Below are 20,017 nucleotides of genomic sequence, written 5' to 3' on the forward strand. Positions count from 1 at the left end.
CGCTCAACACCATTTGTGATCTACCAAAGACTTCTTGTGCTCGATCAGATGCTCGAACTCGTGACGGAAGTGTTTGGTAAAGCTTCGAACCGGGAACACGGCAGCATCGGCCAGCGCGCAGATGGTGCGGCCAGCCATGTTGTTGCCGACGGACTCCAGCAATTCCAGATCGCCCGGACGGCCTTCGCCGTGAGCAATGCGATGAATCACGCGATACATCCAGCCGGTACCTTCACGGCACGGGGTGCACTGACCGCAGGATTCTTCGTGATAGAAGTAGGCCAGACGCTCCAGAGCGGTCACCATGCACACGTCTTCGTTCATCACGATCACCGCACCGGAGCCGAGCATGGAGCCGGCCTTGGCAATGCTGTCGTAATCCATGGTCAGTTCCATCATCACGTCACCCGGCAGTACCGGAGCGGAGGAACCACCAGGAATCACGGCCTTGAGCTTCTTGCCGTCCTTCATGCCGCCGGCCATTTCCAGCAGGTCCTTGAACGGGGTACCCAGCGGAATCTCGTAGTTGCCCGGACGGTTCACGTGGCCGGAAACGGAGAACAGCTTGGTGCCACCGTTGTTCGGCTTGCCGGCTTCCAGGAATTTCTGGCCGCCATCACGGATGATGAACGGTACCGAGGCGAACGATTCGGTGTTGTTGATGGTGGTCGGTTTGCCATACAGACCAAAACTGGCCGGGAATGGCGGCTTGAAGCGCGGCTGGCCTTTTTTGCCTTCCAGCGATTCCAGCAGCGCGGTTTCCTCGCCACAGATGTAGGCACCGTAACCATGGTGAGCGAACAGGTCGAAGCTGAAGTCGGTGCCCAGGATGTTCTGCCCCAGGAAACCGGCCTTGCGTGCCTCGTCCAGCGCCTCTTCGAACTGCTCGTAAGCTTCGAAGATTTCGCCGTGGATGTAGTTGTAACCAGCCTTACAGCCCATGGCGTAGCCAGCGATGATCATGCCTTCGATCAGCGCATGCGGGTTGTAACGCAGGATGTCGCGGTCCTTGAAGGTGCCCGGTTCGCCTTCGTCGGTGTTGCAAACCACGTACTTGTCGCCCGGGAAGGAACGCGGCATGAAGCTCCACTTCAGGCCGGTGGGGAAGCCCGCACCGCCGCGGCCGCGTAGGCCGGAGTTCTTCACTTCCGCGATCACGTCTTCCTGCGGCATCTTGCTGTCCAGGATCTTCTTCAGGGCCTGGTAGCCGCCGCGCGCCATGTAGGCATCGATATGCCAGCAATCCGGTGCGGACATGTCCACACCTTCGAAAATCACGCCTTTGACGAAGATAGCCATTATTCCAACTCCGCCAGTTTCTTATCGATGGCTTCAGGGGTCATGAAGCTGCACATGGAGTGGTTGTTCACCAGCAGTACCGGCGCATCGCCACAGGCACCCATGCACTCGCCTTCCAGCAGGGTGAACTTGCCATCGGCAGTGGTTTCGCCCAAGTGGATGCCCAGCTTCTGGCCGATGTACTGGGCAGCGTTCACGCCGCCACGCAGCGCACAGGGCAGGTTGGTGCAGACGGTGATCTTGTACTTGCCCACCGGCTTCATGTCGTACATGTTGTAGAAGGTGGCGACTTCGTACGCGGCCACCGGCGCAATGCCGATATAGTTGGCCACGAATTCGATCACTTCCGAATTCAGGCAACGCTCTTCCGGCGTTGCACCTTGTTCACGGCGCTCGGTCAGTGCGATGCGCAGGGCGCCCATCACCGCAGAACGAGCTTGATCGGCCGGATATTTCGCCAGTTCGCGATCAATTTTTGCCAGGGATTCAGCGGATAGCATCAGCGGTCGATCTCCCCAAATACGATATCCTGGGTACCGATGATTGCCACCACGTCGGCAATCATGTGGCCGCGCGACATTTCATCCAAGGCTGCCAGGTGGGCATAGCCAGGTGCGCGGATCTTCAAACGGTACGGCTTGTTGGCGCCATCGGACACGAGGTAAATGCCGAACTCGCCCTTCGGATGTTCCACCGCGGCGTAAGCTTCGCCTTCCGGCACATGCATGCCTTCGGTAAACAGTTTGAAGTGGTGGATCAGCTCCTCCATGTTCGACTTCATGTCTTCACGGCTCGGCGGAGCGAACTTGTGATTGTCGGTAATCACCGGGCCCGGGTTGGCTTTCAGCCAGGCCACACACTGCTGGACGATGCGGTTGGACTGGCGCATTTCTTCCATGCGTACCAGGTAGCGATCGTAGCAGTCGCCGGTAACGCCTACCGGCACATCGAAGTCGACACGGTCGTAAACGTCGTACGGCTGGGTCTTGCGCAGATCCCAGGCGATACCCGAACCGCGCAGCATGGCGCCGGTCAGACCCAGGTTCTTGGCACGCTCCGGCGATACCACGCCGATGCCCACGGTACGCTGCTTCCAGATACGGTTTTCGGTGAGCAGGGTTTCGTACTCATCGATCTTTTCCGGGAAGCGCTTGGTGAAGTCTTCGATGAAGTCCAGCATGGTGCCCTGGCGGCCTTCGTTCAGCTTGGCCAGTTCACGTGCGTTCTTGATCTTGGATACGGTGTACTGCGGCATGGAGTCCGGCAGATCACGGTACACGCCACCCGGGCGGAAGTAGGCGGCGTGCATACGGGCACCGGATACGGCCTCGTAGCAGTCCATCAGATCTTCACGTTCGCGGAAGGCGTACAGGAACATGGTCATCGCCCCGATATCCAGCGCGTGCGCGCCGATCCACAGCAGGTGGTTCAGGATACGGGTGATTTCGGCGAACATCACACGGATGTACTGCGCGCGCAGCGGCACTTCGATACCGGCCAGCTTTTCGATGGCCAGGCAGTAGGCGTGCTCGTTACACATCATGGACACGTAGTCCAGACGATCCATGTACGGCAGGGACTGGATGAAGGTCTTGCTTTCGGCCAGCTTTTCGGTGCCGCGATGCAGCAGACCGATGTGCGGGTCGGCACGCTGCACCACTTCACCATCCAGCTCCAGCACCAGACGCAGCACGCCGTGTGCGGCCGGGTGCTGCGGACCGAAGTTCAGCGTGTAGTTACGGATTTCAGCCACCGTAGTTCTCCTCGCGGATGATGCGCGGTGTGATTTCGCGCGGCTCGATGGTTACCGGCTGGTAGATGACGCGCTGCTGGGCAGCGTCGTAACGCATTTCCACGTGACCGGACAGCGGGAAGTCCTTGCGGAACGGGTGACCGACAAAACCATAGTCGGTCAGCAGGCGACGCAGGTCGGGGTGGCCGTCAAACACGATGCCGTACAGATCGAAAGCTTCACGCTCGAACCAGTTGGCCGCAGACCAGATGTCCACAACCGACGGCACGACCGGGAAGCTGTCATCCTCGGCGAAGATACGCACGCGGATGCGCGCATTGTGCTTGAGCGACAGCAGGTGGTAGACCACGGCAAAACGCAGACCATCCCAGGGTTGGTCCTTGTATGCGCTGTAGTCCATGCCACAGACGTCGATACATTGTTCGAACGACAGGGTGTCGTGGTCGCGCAGGGCGGTCATCACTGCCAGGGTATCGGCAGCCTTGCACTCCACGGTCAGCTCATCCAGTGCGATCTTGGCGCTCACGAGCTTTTCGCCCAGCACCGATTCAACCGCCGTCTTGAGCTTTTCCATTTTCACGGACATGGTGTTACCTCAACGGGCGATGGTATTGGTTCGCTTGATCTTGTTCTGCAGCTGGATGATGCCGTACAGCAGCGCCTCGGCAGTCGGAGGACAGCCCGGCACATAGACATCCACCGGCACGATGCGGTCGCAACCGCGCACGACAGAATAGGAATAGTGATAGTAGCCGCCGCCGTTGGCACAGGACCCCATGGAAATCACCCAGCGGGGTTCCGCCATCTGGTCGTATACCTTGCGCAGGGCCGGAGCCATCTTGTTGCACAGGGTACCGGCCACGATCATCAGGTCGGATTGACGCGGACTGGGACGGAATACGATACCGAAGCGGTCCAGGTCATAACGCGCAGCACCCGCGTGCATCATTTCCACCGCACAGCAGGCCAGGCCGAAGGTCATCGGCCACAGGGAACCAGTACGGGTCCAGTTGATGAGCTTGTCAGCCGTAGTGGTGACAAAGCCCTTCTCGAGAATGCCCTCTACTCCCATTCCAGAGCTCCTTTTTTCCACATGTAAACGAAGCCAAGCGTCAGGACAGTGAGGAACTCCAGCATTACGCCGAAACCGTAAACACCCAGTTCTTTGAACACCACGGCCCATGGGACCAAGAAGGCCACTTCCAGATCGAACAGGATGAACAGAATGGCGATCAGGTAATACCGAACGTCAAACTTCATCCGTGCGTCTTCAAATGCTTCGAAGCCGCATTCGTAAGGAGACAGCTTTTCGGGATCAGGCCGATTGGGTGCAACCAGCCACCCTAAAACCAGCGGACCTACCCCGACCAGCAGGCCGACGATGACAAACAACAGAATGGGAAAGTAATTTTGCAGCATTTCCCGAACACCCCTAAAAGAAAGGAGGCCACAGACCTCCTTGACTCCAAACAAAACAGGCCACCGGAATCCCGGCGGCCTGTTTTTTGAATGTGGTGCCGACAGTGAGACTCGAACTCACACAGCCTACGGCCACTACCCCCTCAAGATAGCGTGTCTACCAATTTCACCATGTCGGCAATATCTAGATTGTTACTCCGGAATTACCTTGCCGGAGTTTTGATCCTTTGTTGCGCCGCCCGGGATTTGCGGAGCAACATTTTCGACTGCCGAATCCATCACACCAAGCTTGCCAGTAGAGGCAACATGCAAATAGCTGATCAGCATCAACATCGAAAAGAATACGACAGCCGCCAAAGCGGTAGCCCTACTCAGGAAATTTGCGGAACCTGTTGCACCAAACAGACTGCCGGACGAGCCACTACCAAAGGCCGCGCCCATGTCAGCGCCCTTGCCATGCTGCATCAGGACAAGAACGATAATTGTCAGCGCGGAGATAATCAGCGCGACGAGTGCAAAAGTATTCAGAAGTTCCATATTATAAAATCTTTTTAGCGGACTGACAAATTTTGCCAAAGCCCTTGGCTTCCAGAGAAGCACCGCCCACCAGGGCGCCGCCTACGCTTGCCAGCGACAGAATCGCATCCGCGTTATCAGCCTTGACGCTTCCGCCATAGAGGACGCGAATACTAGCAGACGCCCCATGGCATTGCAACACGCGATCCCGAATCAACTGATGCGCCGCATCAATCTGCTCAATACTGGCGACGCGACCGGTGCCAATTGCCCACACCGGCTCGTAGGCCACCACGTATTCCTGCCCGGCAATCGCATCCAGCGTCTTGAGCTGCTCAGCTACCACGTCCGCGAAGCGGCCGGACTCACGCTCGTCCAGCGTTTCGCCCACGCAATATACCGGCACCAGACCTGCGGCCACTGCGGCCTGCAGCTTGTCGCGCAGGCAGGCATCGTTTTCGCCGAAGTATTGCCGGCGCTCGGAGTGGCCAATCAAGACATAGCGACAGCCGATGTCCGCCAGCATGGCGGCACTGCTCTCGCCGGTAAATGCGCCATCACTGGCATAGCGGCTGACATCCTGTGCCGCCACGGCCAGCGGGCTGCCAGCAAACAGTTGCCCCAGCTGTGCCAGGTACGGAAATGGCGCTGCAATCCCCACTCCATCACGATTGATGTCCGGGTCGGCCAGCATGGCCTGCACCAACGCCACGTTGGCCGCAAGACGGCCATTCATTTTCCAGTTACCCAACACCAGCTTGTTCTGCATTACCTGCCTCCATCTGCCTTGATCCAGTTTCGCCGCGCAGTATATCAGCAGCGGCACACCGCCCAGTATTGTGACGAACTGTAATATTTCTGAAATCAGAAGCCTCTAGCATCCGCTCCATCGAAACACGTCCTTCACCCTGGAGCACACATGAAACTCGCAACTCGTTGGGCTGTTACCCTGGCACTGTCTACTTTTGTTGTTGGCACCGCGGCTGCCGCCGATATCACTGGCGCTGGCGCAACCTTCCCCTACCCGCTGTATGCCAAGTGGGCCGAAGCCTACAAGGCCAAGACCAACAACAACATGAACTACCAGTCCATCGGCTCCGGCGGTGGCATCAAGCAGATCCAGGCCAAGACAGTGGACTTCGGTGCCTCCGACATGCCGCTGAAGCCGGAAGAACTGGACAAGGCCGGCCTGACCCAATTCCCGACCGTGATCGGCGGCGTGGTACCGGTAGTTAACCTGCCTGGCATTACCGCCGGCCAGCTCAAGCTGACCGGTCCGCTGATCGCCGACATCTACCTGGGCAAGATCAGCAATTGGAACGATGCCGCCATCGCCAAGCTGAACCCGGGCGTAAAACTGCCGGATCAGAAAATTACCGTGGTACGCCGCTCCGATGGCTCCGGCACCACCTTCGTGTTCACCAACTACCTGTCCAAGGTCTCGCCGGAGTGGAGCAGCGCCATTGGCTCCAACACCGCGGTTAACTGGAAGACCGGTGTAGGCGGCAAGGGCAATGAAGGTGTGGCCAACTATGTAACCCGCATCAAGGGCGCCATCGGCTACGTGGAATACGCCTACGCCAAGCAGAACAAGATTGCGCATGCCGCAGTACAGAATGCCGCCGGCAGCTTTGTACAGCCGGATGACAGCACCTTCAAGGCTGCCGCCGCCGGTGCCGACTGGGCCAAGACCAAGGATTTCTACCTGATCCTGACCAACCAGCCGGGCAAGGACAGCTGGCCTATCGCCAGTGCCACCTTCATCCTGATGCACACCAAGCAGGACAAGCCGGCACAAGGCACCGAAGCGCTGAAGTTCTTCGACTGGGCCTACAGCAACGGCGATGCCACTGCTGCCCAACTGGACTACGTGCCGATGCCGGCTAATGTGAAGGCACTGATCCGCAACAGCTGGAAGCAGATCAGCAGCACTTCCGGCGCCCCGGTGTGGAAATAAGCTGGCAGTTGTAACCGCCAGATGAAGCCGGGAGGACAACTCCCGGCTTTTTGTCTGCCTTACCGCGATTGTGAGCAAAATGGAAAATACCCATAACGCAGCGCACCTCAAGCGCCAGGTGCTGCTGGATGCCCTGTTCCGGCTGCTGACCAAGAGCTTTGCCTTCCTGGTGCTGGCCTTGCTGCTCGGCATCCTGCTGTCCCTGCTGATTGGCGCCATGCCCAGCATCCAGCATTTTGGCCTGGGCTTTCTGACCAGCAGCGACTGGGATCCGGTAGCTGAAAAATTCGGCGCCGTAGTGCCCATCTTCGGCACGCTGGTGACGTCCTTCATTGCGCTGCTGATCGGTGTGCCGGTGAGTTTCGGCATCGCCCTGTTCCTGACCGAGCTGTGCCCGCCGGTGCTCAAGCGCCCGCTGGGTATTGCGGTGGAACTGCTGGCCGGCATTCCCTCCATCATTTACGGCATGTGGGGCCTGTTCGTGTTTGCGCCGCTGTTCAGCGAGCATGTACAGCCGTGGGTGCTGGAAAACGTGGGGGAGCTGCCGCTGATCGGCTTCCTGTTCCAGGGCGCGCCGATGGGTATCGGCATGTTCACCGCCGGCCTGATCCTGGCCATCATGGTGATTCCGTTCATCGCTTCGGTAATGCGCGACGTGTTCGAAGTGGTACCGCCGATGCTGAAAGAGTCTGCCTACGGTTTGGGCGGCACTACCTGGGAGGTAGTGCGTTACGTGGTACTGCCCTACACCAAGACCGGCGTAGTCGGCGGCATCATGCTGGGGCTGGGCCGCGCACTGGGCGAAACCATGGCGGTAACCTTCGTGATCGGCAACTCCTCCACCTTCTCCACCGGCCTGTTCGATGCCGGCAACTCGATTGCCTCCACCCTGGCCAACGAATTCGCCGAGGCCAATGGCGAGCTGTACCTGGCATCGCTGATTGAACTTGGCCTGATCCTGTTCTTTATTACTTTTGTCGTGCTGTCCTGCTCCAAGCTGCTGCTACTGCGCTTGAAGAAGCAGGAAGGCCACGCATCCTGAGGAGGCAACATGACGATGACTGTTGCCCGCAATGACAAGGCAGAGAAGCCCATGGCAGCTCCCGCACACCGCAGCCGCGCGATCTATGCGCGCCGCCGCCTGATAAACAACTTCAACATGCTGGCCGCAACCCTGGCCATGGCTTTCGGCCTGTTCTGGCTACTGTGGATCCTGTGGACGCTGCTGCAGCACGGTCTGTCCGGCCTGTCGCTGGATGTGTTCACCAAGGTTACCCCGCCGCCGGGTTCGGCTGGCGGTCTGGCCAATGCCATTGCCGGCTCGCTGCAGATGACTTTCTTCGGCACCCTGATCGGCACCCCGATCGGCATCATGGCCGGCATCTACCTGGCGGAATTCGGCGACCGCGGCTGGCTGGCACCGGCTACCCGCTTCATCAACGACATTCTGCTGTCGGCACCGTCCATCGTGATCGGCCTGTTCATCTACGAGGTCTACGTGATCTCGGTGGGGCATTTCTCCGGCTGGGCCGGCTCGCTGGCTCTGGCCTTGCTGGTGATTCCGGTGGTGGTACGCACCACCGAGAACATGCTGCGCCTGGTACCGGGCAGCCTGCGCGAAGCCGCCTATGCACTGGGCGCGCCGCAGTGGAAGGTTACCCTGTACGTAACGCTGCGCTCGGCCAAGGCCGGCGTGATCACCGGCATCCTGCTGGCAGTGGCGCGTATTTCCGGCGAAACCGCACCGCTGCTGTTCACTGCGCTGAACAACCAGTTCTGGAGCAACATGAACCAGCCGATGGCCAACCTGCCCATCGTGATCTTCCAGTTCGCCATGAGCCCGTACGAAGACTGGCATGCCCTGGCCTGGGCCGGCTCCATCCTGATCACCTTCAGCGTACTGGCCCTGAACATTCTCGCTCGCTGGCTTGGCAGCCAGAAAACCCAATCCCATTGAGGCTTGACGACTCATGACTACTACCGACATCAAGCTGCAGGTCAAGAACCTGAACTTCTACTACGGCAAGTTCCACGCACTGAAGCAGATCAACCTGGATATTCCGGCCGGCAAGGTCACCGCCTTCATCGGCCCGTCCGGCTGCGGCAAGTCCACCCTGCTGCGCACCTTCAACCGCATGTTCGAGCTGTACCCGGGCATGCGCGCCGAGGGCGAGATTCTGCTGGATGGCAGCAACCTGCTGGCCAAGAGCGTGGATGTGAACATGCTGCGCGCCAAGGTGGGCATGGTGTTCCAGAAGCCCACGCCGTTCCCGATGTCCATCTACGACAACATCACCTTCGGTGTGAAGCTGTACGAAAACCTGTCGCGCGCCGAAATGGACGACCGCGTGGAATGGGCACTGCGCAAGGCGGCGCTGTGGGGCGAGGTGAAAGACAAGCTGAAGCAATCCGGCAACTCGCTGTCCGGCGGCCAACAGCAGCGACTGTGCATCGCCCGCGCCGTGGCCACCCGCCCGGAAGTGCTGCTGCTGGATGAGCCGACCTCGGCGCTCGACCCGATCTCCACCGGCCATATCGAAGAGCTGATCCACGAGCTGAAGCAGGACTACACCATCGCCATCGTTACCCACAACATGCAGCAGGCGGCACGGGTGTCCGACTACACCGCCTATATGTATCTGGGTGAACTGATGGAATTCGGCGATACCGACAGCATCTTCACCGCGCCCAAGCGCAAGGAGACCGAGGACTACATCACCGGTAAATTCGGCTAATATTACAGATATATTACAAAGCCCTTACGGTTTGCGCCGCAAGGGCTTTTTTCTTTTTGGATCAAGCATCTACAGCACAAGCAAATACGCCTTTGTCAAGCCGGCGGCGCAGTTTTTTGGCAACTAGTCGACATCCGGCAAAAAGATTATTACAGCCTCTTGACGTGTCATGTTCCAACCCCAAGAATCGCGGCTTTCCTAATCTCTGCAGCCCAAATCATGCTGGAATTGCTCACAGGACTCGACACCTCGCTGGCCGTGGTCCTCGTTCTTTCCGTCGGCTTCGTGCTGGCTTTCGAATTCATCAATGGCTTCCATGACACCGCCAACGCGGTGGCAACCGTGATCTACACCCAGTCGATGAAACCGCAGACTGCCGTACTGCTGTCCGGTTTCTTCAACTTCCTTGGCGTGTTCTTCGGCGGTCTGGCCGTGGCTTATGCCATCGTGAACCTAATCCCCACCGAGATGCTGCTGAACATCCAGTCCACCCAGGGCATGGTGATGGTGTTCGCCCTGCTGGCATCGGCCATCGTGTGGAACCTGGGTACCTGGTACTTCGGCATCCCCGCCTCCAGCTCGCACACCCTGATCGGCTCCATTCTGGGCGTGGGCATCGGCAATGCGCTGATTACCGGCGACTCCATCGCCAACGGCATCAACTGGAGCAAGGCCATCGACGTGTTCCTGTCGCTGTTCGTGTCGCCGCTGTTCGGTGCCGGCCTGGCTGGCCTGATGCTGTTCGCGCTGCTGAAAATCCGCCCGCTGAGCAATATTCACAAGTCGCCATTCCAGCGCCAGCAGATCGAGGGACGCAAGCATCCGCCGTTCTGGGCGCGCTTCATGCTGATCGTGTCCTCGATGGGCATGAGCTTCACCCACGGCTCCAACGACGGCCAGAAAGGTGTCGGCATGGTAATGCTGGTGCTGATCGCGCTGGCGCCGGCACAGTTCGTGGTGAACCTGGACGCCGAGCCGATCCAGATCGAGCACACCAAGATTGCCGCCGTGCAGCTGAAGGAAATGTATCAGCGCAACCAGGCCATCATTGATGCCAAGTACCCGGCTGGCGGCACCCACACCTGCGAAGTCAACAAGGTCGTTACCGAAAGCGGTGCCCTGCTCTCCGCCATCGGCGATGCCAAGTCCCTGCAGCAACTGCCGGAAAACTCCCGTGCCGATGTCCGCACCCAGCTGATCTGCCTGGCCGATGCCGCCAAGAAGATCGCCAAGGTGCCGGGTATCAGCGATGTGGACCAGAAACAGCTGAAGGGCCTGCAGAAAGACCTGGCCGCCACCACCGAATACGCCCCGACCTGGGTGATTGTCGCCGTGGCGCTGGCGATCGGTCTGGGTACCATGGTGGGCTGGAAGCGCGTGGTACACACCATTGGCGAGAAGATCGGCAAGCAGGACATGACCTACGCCCAGGGTATGTCGGCGCAGACCATGTCGGCCGCCGCCATCGGCCTGGCCAGTGTGATCGGTGCACCGGTATCCACTACCCAGATCCTGTCCAGTGCCGTAGCCGGTACCATGCTGGTGAACCGTGCCGGCATCCACTTCTCTACCGTGAAGACCATCGCCCTGACCTGGGTGCTGACGCTGCCGGTGAGCATGGGCCTGGCCATCAGCCTGTACTACTTTGGCGTGAAGCTGTTCGTATAAGCGGCAGCGACACCATGCACAAGGGCTGCCACCGGCAGCCCTTTTTGTTTACCCGCCAGTTGGCCGCAGGCCAGTCTTACGCCTTGAGGAAGTGCTCGCGTCCGGCCAGCCAGCGTGTCAGATGTGCATGCGCCTGTTGCGGCCAACGCTGCAGCAGTTGCGGCGCCAGCTGGCGGGCCGCCTCGAGCAGCTCGATATCCGCCTCCAGGTCGGCAAAGCGCAGCATCGGCAGGCCGCTCTGGCGCGCACCCAGGAACTCGCCCGGGCCGCGGATGTTCAGGTCCTGGCGCGCAATCTCGAAGCCATCGGTGTTCTCGTAGATCACCTTCAACCGCGCCTTGGCCAGCTCTGACAGCGGCGTCTCGAACAGCAGCACGCAGGTGGATTTAGCGGCGCCACGCCCTACCCGGCCGCGTAGCTGGTGCAGCTGTGCCAGGCCCATGCGTTCGGCGTGTTCGATCACCATCAGGCTGGCATTGGGCACGTCCACGCCTACCTCGATCACCGTGGTAGCTACCAGGATGTGCAGCTCGCCGGCAGCGAACTGCGCCATCACTGCCGCCTTTTCCGCCGCCTTCATGCGGCCGTGCACCAGGCCGATACGCCACTGCGGCAGATCCTGCTGCAGCACCACATGGGTATCCACCGCGGTCTGCAGCTGCAGCGCTTCCGACTCCTCAATCAGCGGGCACACCCAGTACACCTGGTTGCCCTCGCCGCAGGTCTTGTTGACGTAGCCCACCACCGCATCGCGGCGCTCGGCGCTGATCAGCTTGGTAACGATGGGCGTGCGCCCCGGCGGCAGCTCGTCGATTACCGATACGTCCAGGTCGGCGTAGAAGCTCATCGCCAGCGTGCGCGGAATCGGTGTGGCCGACATCATCAGCTGGTGCGGCTCGGCGCCCTTCTGCTGCAGTGCCAGCCGCTGGCCAACGCCGAAGCGATGCTGCTCGTCGACAATCACCAGCCCCAGGCGCTCGAAGCTCACATCGTCCTGGAACAGCGCATGGGTGCCTACCGCCAGCCGTGCGCTGCCGCTGGCGATGTTGGCCGCCATCTCGCCGCGCGCTTTCTTGCGCAGGCTGCCGGACAACCAGGCCACCTCGATGCCCAGCGGCGCCAGCCAGGCGGACAGCTTGAGGTAGTGCTGCTCAGCCAGAATCTCGGTAGGCGCCATCAGTGCCACCTGGAAGCCGGCCTCGATGGCGGCCAGCGCACTCATCGCCGCCACGATGGTCTTGCCGCTGCCCACATCGCCCTGCAGCAGGCGGTTCATCGGGTGTAGCAAGGCCAGGTCGGCAGTGATCTCGGCCAGCACTTTCTGCTGCGCGCCAGTGAGCGCGAAAGGAAGGTTGGCCGCAAGCCGGCTGCGCAGGCTGCCATCCCCGCTGATTACCGGCGCAGTGCCTTCGCGCCGTGCACGGTAGGCCAGCCGCATCGACAGCTGCTGCGCCAGCAGTTCGTCGAACTTCAGCCGCTGCCAGGCCGGCAGATTACCGTCGGTCAGCTGGGTGGCGGAGTATTCCGGGCCGGGCCGATGCAGCAGCTGCACCGCGTCGGCAAACGGCATCAGCCCCAGGCTACGGCGCACTTCATCCGGCAGCGTTTCCGGCAGCGGCAGCGCCTTGAGTTCGGCATGGATCAGCCGGCGCAGCACCGGCTGGGTCAGCCCGTTCACCGTCGGGTATACCGGGGTGAGGCTGTCGGCCAGCGCATCGCCCTCGCGCACGCTGCGCAGCTTGGGGTGCACCATCTCGTCGCCGAAGAAGCCACGGCGGATTTCACCCAGCGCCCGCACCCGGCTACCCTTGGCCAGCGCCTGCTGGGTGTTGGGATAGAAGTGGATGAAGCGCAGCACCAGCTTGCCGGATTTGTCCTCGATCTGCGCCACCAGCTGGCGGCGCGGGCGGAACTGCACCTCGCACTGCGTTACCTCGCCCTCCACCAGCACTGCCTGGCCATACGGCGCCTGGGCTATCGGGTAGAGATGGGTTTCGTCCTCGTAACGCAGCGGCAGGTGCAACACCAGGTCGAAGCGGCGGCGGATGCCCAGCTTTTCCAGTTTCTTGGCGGTAGCGGCCGGCGCCGCAGGCGGCTGGCTGGCGATGTCGACGGGATGGTTCATGCCGCGATTGTACCCAAGAACCGCCAGCGGCCAAGGTGCTCGCCCGGCGACAATGGCGACAAAATGCAAACGGGACGGCTCATGCCGTCCCGCGAATGCTGCCAGCCTGGCTAGCGCCAGGCACCTGCAGCCTTACTGCCGTTCCCACACCTGGGTGCGACCAAGCAGGGAGATGCCAAGGAAGCCACGCACTTCCAGCTTCTTGCCGCCTTCGATCAGCTTGGCCTTGGCGCTGTATACCTTGCCGGACTTGGGATCCAGGATCTTGCCGTTCTCCCAGTCGTCGCCGTCCTTCTTCAGGCCGGTCATGATGGTCAGGCCGACAATGGGCTTGCCTTTCAGTGCACCATCACATTTGTCGCAAACGGCATCCGGATTGTTGAACAGCTTGATTACCTTGCCGGTGAGCTCGCCGTTGGGCGCCTCGCTGATTTCCACCAGCGATTTGGCTTGCTTGGTTTCGTCATCAATGGTTTTCCAGGTGCCGGCGGCGGTGGCAGCCATGGCGGCCTGGGTGGCCAGCAGCAGCGCCGTCATGGCTACCAGTTTGCTGATTGCGTTCATCTGCGTATCTCCCTCGTGTTGTCTGGCGCGGGCACCCCTCATGCCTTTTCAAACGCCAGTTTGGTGTCGCGGCTCTAACCGCGTTACGCAAAACTATCAGTCACTTGTATGAACGTCAATGTCGGGGCCGGCATTCGGCACCATGCCGCTTTGCAGCCAGGCAGCCCAATCCGGCCGGCCATTGCGCAGCGCTTGCTGTGCGGCCAGTGACCAGTCGTAGACGATACGCAACAGTTGCAGCTGCCAGCCGCCCGCCACGCGTTCCACGATGGCATAACTGGCGTGCGGCACACCGGTCTGCACCCGGTGATAACCGCCGTCGTGGTCCTCGTAAGCCGGTAGCCCCACGCTGCCGGGGTTGAGCAGCAACGGCCCGCCCGGCAACTGCAGGATGCGTGGCATGTGGCTGTGGCCACACAACACCAGCGTGGCCGCGCTTGGCCCCAGCCGCCCTGCCACGGTTGCCGTGCTGGCCGGCACCAGGTTGGCCGCAGCGATGTCATCCAGCAGGTACTGCAGATCGCTGTGCGGCGTACCGTGGGTAAGCTGTACATCGCCCAGCTGCAGCGCCCGTGGCAGCGATGCCAGCCAGGCACGCTGCAACGGCGAGGTCTGCTCATAGGCATACTGGTCGGACGGGCCTCCGGGGCGTTGCTGACAGGCCAGCAACTGCCGTTCGTGGTTGCCGGCGACAGTGGGCAGGTTCAGACCCATCAGCAGGTCTGCGGTTTCCGTCGGCCACAGTGGCCCGGACAGGATGTCGCCCAGGTTCAGCGCGTGCTGGACGCCGCGTGCATGCATGTCAGCCAGCACCGCCTGCAACGCCGGCAAATTGCCGTGGATGTCGGAGAGAACAGCGAAGCGATCGGGCAACATGGCGATTACCTCAACGAAAAAGCGGCCAGAGGCCGCTTGAAAGTGTAGACAACGCCCTTTCGCCTTGCGGAAGGGCGTTGTCTTGTAAACGGAAAGGCTGCCGATTGAACAAGCTACTCGGGGCAGCCCGACTTTGCCGGGGCCGGTAGCTGCCAAGTGCAGCACGCTGCTGCAGCCTGAAGCGGCGGACCGGTCGCTTGCTGGTGGAAACTGCTGCCGTTCAGGGCAGGTGGAAAATGCCCTCACCCAGCTGCTGCACCTTGCCGCCTACCTGTACCGCGCCGTTGGCGGCCACGTCCAGGTACAGCACATTGGGACGCTGGATCGCCTCGCCCTGCTCGATGCGCCACGACAGCGGCGCCAGGCCGTTCAGCGCGCACCAGCCGCCCAGGTTGGCGCAGGCGCTGCCAGTGCCCGGGTCCTCGATAACGGCGCCCTGCTGTTCGAAAAACAGCCGCACGGTGGCGATGTTGTCCGCCACGTGCCACAGGTAGGCAATACTGCGTCCCGGGCGCAAGGTAGCGTGACGCACGAACAGCTCATGCAGCGGCCGCGCCGCCAGTACCGCCTCGCGGCTGGCCAGGCGGATCAGCAACTGCTCGCTGCCGGCGTTCACCCACATCGGCTCGGCGGCGATATCTGTAGCAGCAATGCCCAGCATCGCTGCGGCATCGGCGGCGGCAAGGTTGGCCGCACGCTGCGTCGCCGGCACCGCGGTGAGACGGAACACGCCATCCTGTCGCTGGATCGGGATCAGCCCGGCCCGGGTGCGCAGCGTGAAGCTGTCGCCCAACCCCTGCCGCGCATGCAGCACCGCGGCGCTACCGATAGTGGGGTGACCAGCGAATGGCAACTCGTAGCTGGGGGTGAAGATGCGCAGGCTGGCCACGGCCTCGGCATCGCCCGGCAGCAGGAACACGGTTTCCGACAGGTTGAACTGGCGCGCGATCAGCTGCATGTCGTCGTCGCTCAAGCCTTGCGCGTCGGTAAATACCGCCAGCGGGTTGCCGCCAAAGCGGCTTTCGGCAAACACATTGACGATCTGGTAACGGTAACTGCTCATGCGGAGGCTCCTGCCGGCTATGGTCAGCCTGGATTAAGCCATGCCAACGGCACAGAAAACAGCCGTTACCGGCAAACAGTCTGTTTCGGCCGCTGCCGCAATGGTGACAGTTGCTCGGTTTTGGATACTGGATTCTGTCACCAACAGAATTTTGTTACACTGCGCCCCGGTCGCATTTGGACTGGCTGTACCTGCTTGATTGTTCGGCGGTTTCCGGATTGTCAGGCGGTTGGTCGCAAAGCGGCTGGTCACGCGCCCGGCGCGGGCCATAACCATAACGACAGCTACGTGGAACTGAAATGCAGCAAAATCCTACCCTACTCGGCAAGCTCATGAACGGCAGCATCGTGCTGCAGATCATGCTCGGCATGCTGGCCGGCATTGCGCTGGCGGTCATCTCCCCCGATAGCGCCAAGGCGCTTACCTTCCTGGGCACCCTGTTCGTCAAGGCGCTGAAAGCCGTGGCACCGGTACTGGTGTTCGTACTTGTGGCCAGCGCCATCGCCAGCAAGAAACAGGGCGTGCAGAGCAATATGCGCCCGGTACTGGCGCTGTATCTGGTCGGCACCTTCCTTGCCGCCCTCAGTGGCGTCATCGTCAGCTTTGCCTTCCCGACCCAGCTGACACTGGTGGCGGCAGCCAGCGGCACCACGCCACCGGCCGGCATCGGCCAGGTGATCAACAACCTGGTGTTCCAGATCGTGGATAACCCGGTGAATGCCATTGCCAGCGGCAACTACATCGGCATCCTGGCCTGGGCGGTAGCACTGGGCATGGCACTGCATGCCGCGTCCGACGGCACCAAGCGCGCGCTGGGCGAACTGTCCGACGCCATCAGCCGCGTGGTGCAGGTGATCATCCGCTTCGCCCCGCTGGGCGTGTTCGGCCTGGTGGCCGAATCGGTAGCCACCACCGGCCTGTCGGCACTGCTGGGCTACAGCCAGCTGCTGCTGGTACTGGTGGGCTCCATGCTGTTCATCGCCCTGGTGGTGAACCCGCTGATCGTGGCACTGACCATTCGCCGCAACCCGTACCCGCTGGTCTTCACCTGCCTGCGCGAAAGCGGCATCACCGCCTTCTTCACCCGCAGCTCTGCGGCCAACATCCCGGTAAACATGAACCTGTGCAAGAAGCTGGGGCTGAATGAAGACACCTACTCGGTATCGATTCCGCTGGGTGCCACCATCAATATGGCCGGCGCCGCCATCACCATCTCGGTGCTGAGCCTGGCAGCGGTGCACACCCTGGGTATCGCCGTGGACCTGCCCACCGCGCTGCTGCTGTCGGTGGTGTCCGCCATCGCCGCCTGCGGCGCCTCCGGTGTGGCCGGTGGCTCGCTGCTGCTGATTCCGATGGCCTGCAGCCTGTTCGGCATCGGCAACGACGTGGCCATGCAGGTAGTGGCAGTGGGCTTCATCATCGGCGTGGTGCAGGATTCCGCCGAAACCGCGCTGAACAGTTCCACCGACGTACTGTTCACCGCCGCCGCCTGCATTGCAGCTGGCGATGTCTCCGAGCCTGCCGCGCAGCTGGCCAGCAACGAGATCTGATTCAGCGCCCGGCACAGTTAGGCCGCCGGTTTACCCCGGTTGGCCTGCTGTGCTGCTTTCCCCAAAACGCAGTGCGGCAATCGCCTCTGCCCGCATCCAGTCGTAGATATCATCGATATCACAGTCATAGACCGGGTCCCCGGACACCACCCCCTGCAAGTCCGCGCCGCCCAGGCTGGACGTCGCCAGGAAGCGCGACACGCCGATCACGTAGAAACTGCCACTGGCCTGATAGGCCGCCGGCAGATCCTGCGAGCGGCTGACCTCCTGCGCTGCGGCGATGTAAGGGCGGAAATGACCGCCATCGGCAGACTGGTAGCACCACTGCGGATGCGTCTGTGCCGCCGCAAACGCCCATACCGGCGCGCCATCGGCCGCCATGCAGCGCTGTAGCGCCTCGCGCAGCATCCCGGCATCGCGAAATGGCGTGGTAGCTTGCAGCAGCACCAAATAATCGTAATGCTCGCCAGCTATCGCCTGTGCCTCTAGCGCATGCTGGATTACCGCCACCGAGCCGGCCGTATCCGATGCCAACGGCGCCGGCCTCAGCCAGGGCACCTGCGCTCCGTACTGGCGGGCAATCGCAGCAATCGATTCCGCATCGGTAGACACCAGCACGTCACTCAGCTCCGGCTGCTGGCAGGCGAATTCGACAGTCCAGGCCAGCAGGGGCTTGCCATGCAAGGGCTTGATATTCTTGTCTGCCAGCCGCTTAGACCCGGCCCTGGCCGGAATCAGCGCCAGTACGCGAGGCGCCGCACTCATGCAAACACCCCGACATATTCCTCACACGCGCGCTCGAAATCCTCGATCCGCCCGATATCGATCCAGTACTCGTGCACCGGGAAGCCACTGGTAGGCAGGCCCTGCCGGATCAATTGCTGGAACAGCATCGGCATGTCGTAGAACTCGCCGGGCGGAATCATCGTCAGCACCTCCGGTGACAGCAGATAAATACCGGCACTGACAAATACCTTGTTCTCCGGCTTCTCCACGATATCCACCAGTTTGTGCTCATCCACCGTCACCACACCGTAAGGAATGGTATGGCTGAATTGGCGCATGGCCAGCGTGGCCGTGGACTGGTGTTGCAGGTGAAACGCCAGCATGGCTTCGAAATTGAGCTTGGCCAGAATATCGCCGTTCATGACAAACAGCGGCAATTGTGGCGTTTCCGGCAGCAGGCTCAGCGCCCCTGCCGTGCCCAGGCGCTGGTTCTCTTCCAGGTAGGCAATTTCTACCCCCCAGCGCGAGCCGTCGCCGAAATAGGCCTTGATCTTGTCCGACATGTAATTGACGGAGATGTAAAAGCGGTGAAAGCCGAACTCGATAAAACTGCTGAGGATGGTTTCCAGAATCGGCCGGTTTCCCACCGGCAGCAGCGGCTTGGGGCAGTCATCGGTCAGCGGGCGCAAACGGCTGCCCAGCCCGCCGGCCATCAGCACCACGATATTGTCGCGACGTTGCGGGCTGAGCAGCGCGTGAATGGTTTCGATACCGATGACCACGCGATTGCTGTCCACCACCGGGATATGGTTGATGCGCCGGCTGCGCATCATCGCCAGCACCAGCTGGCGGTCATCCTCCGGTGCCACGCATAGCGGACTGGTATTCATCAGCCCTGCCACCTCGCTATCCAGCGAGCAGCCGCGCAGAATGCCACGCCGCACATCGCCATCGGTCAGGATGCCCAGCAACTGGTATTGCGGGGTGGTCACCAGCGCGATCTGGCAGGCGCCACGGTCAATGGCGGCGATGGCCTCGCGCAAGGTGGCAGTCGGCGCCACCACGATATCTTTCCAGTTGATCATGCTCGCCCCATCACGCCTTGACACCCTCGATCAGCCACTCGGCCACCACCTGCTCGCCACCGCCATAGCTCACGGTGGTTTTTTCCACCTGCAGCTGCCCAAAAGGCTGGAACAGCGTGTCCAGCTGTTCGCGGCGGGTGAAGCGGGAGGCCCCCTTGTGCGCCAGTGGGCCATCGCTACAAATATAGTAATCGTCCTCCAGCCGCTGCCCGCTGCCCATGCCCCAGGTTTCCGCACTGAAGGTACGGGCAAAGATGCGCCCCCCCGGCTTGAGCAGCTGCCAGGCTTGCCGGTAGATGCTAAGCGCCGAGTCGAAGGGCATGCAGTACACGCACTCATTGTCGATCACAGCATCGAAACTCTCTGTCGGCAGATCCAGCATGGTGACATCTGCCACCAGCAACTGCCCGCGCTCACGCCAGCCCGGACACTCCAGATCCAGCCGCTCGCCAGCCTGCCGAATCGCCGTAGGCGAACCATCGACACCGACAAAACCAAAGCCTTCACGTGCCAGAAACCAGAGGTTTGCGCCAGGGCCGCAGCCCAGTTCCAGAAAGCGGATCTGACTACGCTCGGTCTGGTAATAGTTTCTGGCCACAAAGCGGATCAAGGGCTCCGCCGGATATTTGCCCCAGGCCTGTTGCGAGAAAACCGTCTCCCAGGTCGGATTCCACTGCATAT

At 61.2% G+C, this 20,017-nt stretch carries 21 protein-coding genes and 1 tRNA gene; 6 read left to right on the forward strand and 16 right to left on the reverse strand.

Features of this window, described 5'->3' with window-relative positions:
* Positions 1-3 precede the first annotated feature (3 nt).
* From nuoF to tpiA, 9 genes are all read right to left on the reverse strand, one after another.
* A complete protein-coding gene (gene nuoF, locus ACFOKJ_RS05240) occupies positions 4-1,299 on the reverse strand; it encodes an NADH-quinone oxidoreductase subunit NuoF (protein WP_390277166.1) in 1,296 nt (431 codons plus the stop codon).
* Entirely contained in the window at positions 1,299-1,799 is a 501-nt protein-coding gene (gene nuoE, locus ACFOKJ_RS05245) for an NADH-quinone oxidoreductase subunit NuoE (protein ID WP_390277169.1), read from the reverse strand. The genes nuoF and nuoE overlap by 1 nt, the downstream gene beginning before the upstream one ends.
* Positions 1,799-3,052, reverse strand: a complete 1,254-nt coding sequence (locus ACFOKJ_RS05250) for an NADH-quinone oxidoreductase subunit D (RefSeq protein ID WP_390277172.1) — start codon at positions 3,050-3,052, stop codon at positions 1,799-1,801. The genes nuoE and ACFOKJ_RS05250 overlap by 1 nt, the downstream gene beginning before the upstream one ends.
* Positions 3,045-3,638: an NADH-quinone oxidoreductase subunit C gene (locus tag ACFOKJ_RS05255; protein ID WP_390277174.1), complete on the reverse strand. Its 594-nt coding sequence runs from the start codon at positions 3,636-3,638 to the stop codon at positions 3,045-3,047. Before ACFOKJ_RS05255 ends, ACFOKJ_RS05250 begins: the two co-directional genes overlap by 8 nt.
* Before the next feature lie 9 nt (positions 3,639-3,647).
* Positions 3,648-4,124, reverse strand: a complete 477-nt coding sequence (locus ACFOKJ_RS05260; RefSeq protein ID WP_017509630.1) for a NuoB/complex I 20 kDa subunit family protein — start codon at positions 4,122-4,124, stop codon at positions 3,648-3,650.
* On the reverse strand, positions 4,115-4,471 hold the full coding sequence (locus ACFOKJ_RS05265; protein WP_390277177.1) for an NADH-quinone oxidoreductase subunit A: 357 nt from the start codon (positions 4,469-4,471) through the stop codon (positions 4,115-4,117). Before ACFOKJ_RS05265 ends, ACFOKJ_RS05260 begins: the two co-directional genes overlap by 10 nt.
* A 93-nt stretch (positions 4,472-4,564) precedes the next feature.
* Positions 4,565-4,650, reverse strand: a tRNA-Leu gene (locus ACFOKJ_RS05270).
* A gap of 13 nt (positions 4,651-4,663) precedes the next feature.
* Positions 4,664-5,008, reverse strand: a complete 345-nt coding sequence (gene secG, locus ACFOKJ_RS05275) for a preprotein translocase subunit SecG (protein ID WP_390277180.1) — start codon at positions 5,006-5,008, stop codon at positions 4,664-4,666.
* 1 nt (position 5,009) lies between these two features.
* The gene (gene tpiA / locus ACFOKJ_RS05280) at positions 5,010-5,756 is read right to left on the reverse strand and encodes a triose-phosphate isomerase (RefSeq protein WP_390277182.1); all 747 of its coding nucleotides are present in this window, start codon (positions 5,754-5,756) and stop codon (positions 5,010-5,012) included.
* A 150-nt stretch (positions 5,757-5,906) separates the two neighbouring features.
* Between tpiA and pstS the strand changes: the two genes are divergently transcribed.
* The 5 genes from pstS (at position 5,907) to ACFOKJ_RS05305 (ending at position 11,347) form a co-directional block, all read left to right on the forward strand.
* Positions 5,907-6,944, forward strand: coding sequence for a phosphate ABC transporter substrate-binding protein PstS (gene pstS, locus ACFOKJ_RS05285; RefSeq protein ID WP_390277184.1), 1,038 nt, complete (start codon positions 5,907-5,909; stop codon positions 6,942-6,944).
* Positions 6,945-7,023: 79 nt separating this feature from the next.
* Positions 7,024-7,986: a phosphate ABC transporter permease subunit PstC gene (pstC, locus tag ACFOKJ_RS05290; protein ID WP_390277186.1), complete on the forward strand. Its 963-nt coding sequence runs from the start codon at positions 7,024-7,026 to the stop codon at positions 7,984-7,986.
* Between the two features lie 51 nt (positions 7,987-8,037).
* Complete coding sequence (gene pstA, locus ACFOKJ_RS05295; RefSeq protein ID WP_390277275.1) at positions 8,038-8,901, forward strand: phosphate ABC transporter permease PstA; 864 nt, start codon at positions 8,038-8,040, stop codon at positions 8,899-8,901.
* Positions 8,902-8,914: 13 nt separating this feature from the next.
* Positions 8,915-9,679, forward strand: a complete 765-nt coding sequence (gene pstB, locus ACFOKJ_RS05300) for a phosphate ABC transporter ATP-binding protein PstB (RefSeq protein ID WP_390277188.1) — start codon at positions 8,915-8,917, stop codon at positions 9,677-9,679.
* A 219-nt stretch (positions 9,680-9,898) separates the two neighbouring features.
* Entirely contained in the window at positions 9,899-11,347 is a 1,449-nt protein-coding gene (locus ACFOKJ_RS05305) for an inorganic phosphate transporter (protein ID WP_390277190.1), read from the forward strand.
* 76 nt (positions 11,348-11,423) lie between these two features.
* Here ACFOKJ_RS05305 and recG read toward each other — a convergent pair whose 3' ends face one another.
* The 4 genes from recG to ACFOKJ_RS05325 form a co-directional block, all read right to left on the reverse strand.
* Positions 11,424-13,472 carry an ATP-dependent DNA helicase RecG gene (recG, locus tag ACFOKJ_RS05310; protein WP_390277192.1) on the reverse strand — a complete coding sequence of 683 codons (2,049 nt, stop codon included), beginning with the start codon at positions 13,470-13,472 and terminating at the stop codon, positions 11,424-11,426.
* A 132-nt stretch (positions 13,473-13,604) separates the two neighbouring features.
* Positions 13,605-14,036 carry a DUF2147 domain-containing protein gene (locus tag ACFOKJ_RS05315; protein ID WP_390277194.1) on the reverse strand — a complete coding sequence of 144 codons (432 nt, stop codon included), beginning with the start codon at positions 14,034-14,036 and terminating at the stop codon, positions 13,605-13,607.
* 96 nt (positions 14,037-14,132) lie between these two features.
* Positions 14,133-14,912 (reverse strand): metallophosphoesterase family protein, encoded by a 780-nt coding sequence (locus tag ACFOKJ_RS05320; protein WP_390277196.1) that lies wholly within the window; start codon positions 14,910-14,912, stop codon positions 14,133-14,135.
* A gap of 220 nt (positions 14,913-15,132) precedes the next feature.
* Positions 15,133-15,975, reverse strand: a complete 843-nt coding sequence (locus tag ACFOKJ_RS05325; RefSeq protein ID WP_390277198.1) for a PhzF family phenazine biosynthesis protein — start codon at positions 15,973-15,975, stop codon at positions 15,133-15,135.
* Between the two features lie 299 nt (positions 15,976-16,274).
* Here ACFOKJ_RS05325 and sstT point away from each other — a divergent pair, with 299 nt between their 5' ends.
* Entirely contained in the window at positions 16,275-17,525 is a 1,251-nt protein-coding gene (gene sstT, locus ACFOKJ_RS05330) for a serine/threonine transporter SstT (protein ID WP_390277201.1), read from the forward strand.
* 30 nt (positions 17,526-17,555) lie between these two features.
* Here the strand turns inward: sstT and ACFOKJ_RS05335 are convergent, their stop codons facing one another.
* From ACFOKJ_RS05335 to ACFOKJ_RS05345, 3 genes are read right to left on the reverse strand one after another with little or no spacing between them, the layout of a single operon-like run.
* Positions 17,556-18,290 carry an acylneuraminate cytidylyltransferase family protein gene (locus ACFOKJ_RS05335; protein WP_390277203.1) on the reverse strand — a complete coding sequence of 245 codons (735 nt, stop codon included), beginning with the start codon at positions 18,288-18,290 and terminating at the stop codon, positions 17,556-17,558.
* Positions 18,287-19,336, reverse strand: a complete 1,050-nt coding sequence (locus tag ACFOKJ_RS05340) for a nucleotidyltransferase family protein (RefSeq protein WP_390277205.1) — start codon at positions 19,334-19,336, stop codon at positions 18,287-18,289. The genes ACFOKJ_RS05335 and ACFOKJ_RS05340 overlap by 4 nt, the downstream gene beginning before the upstream one ends.
* 10 nt (positions 19,337-19,346) lie before the next feature.
* Positions 19,347-20,015, reverse strand: a complete 669-nt coding sequence (locus tag ACFOKJ_RS05345) for a class I SAM-dependent methyltransferase (protein ID WP_390277207.1) — start codon at positions 20,013-20,015, stop codon at positions 19,347-19,349.
* Positions 20,016-20,017: the final 2 nt, after the last annotated feature.

This window comes from Vogesella amnigena, assembly GCF_042648905.1.
GTDB classification, from domain to species: Bacteria; Pseudomonadota; Gammaproteobacteria; order Burkholderiales; family Chromobacteriaceae; genus Vogesella; species Vogesella amnigena.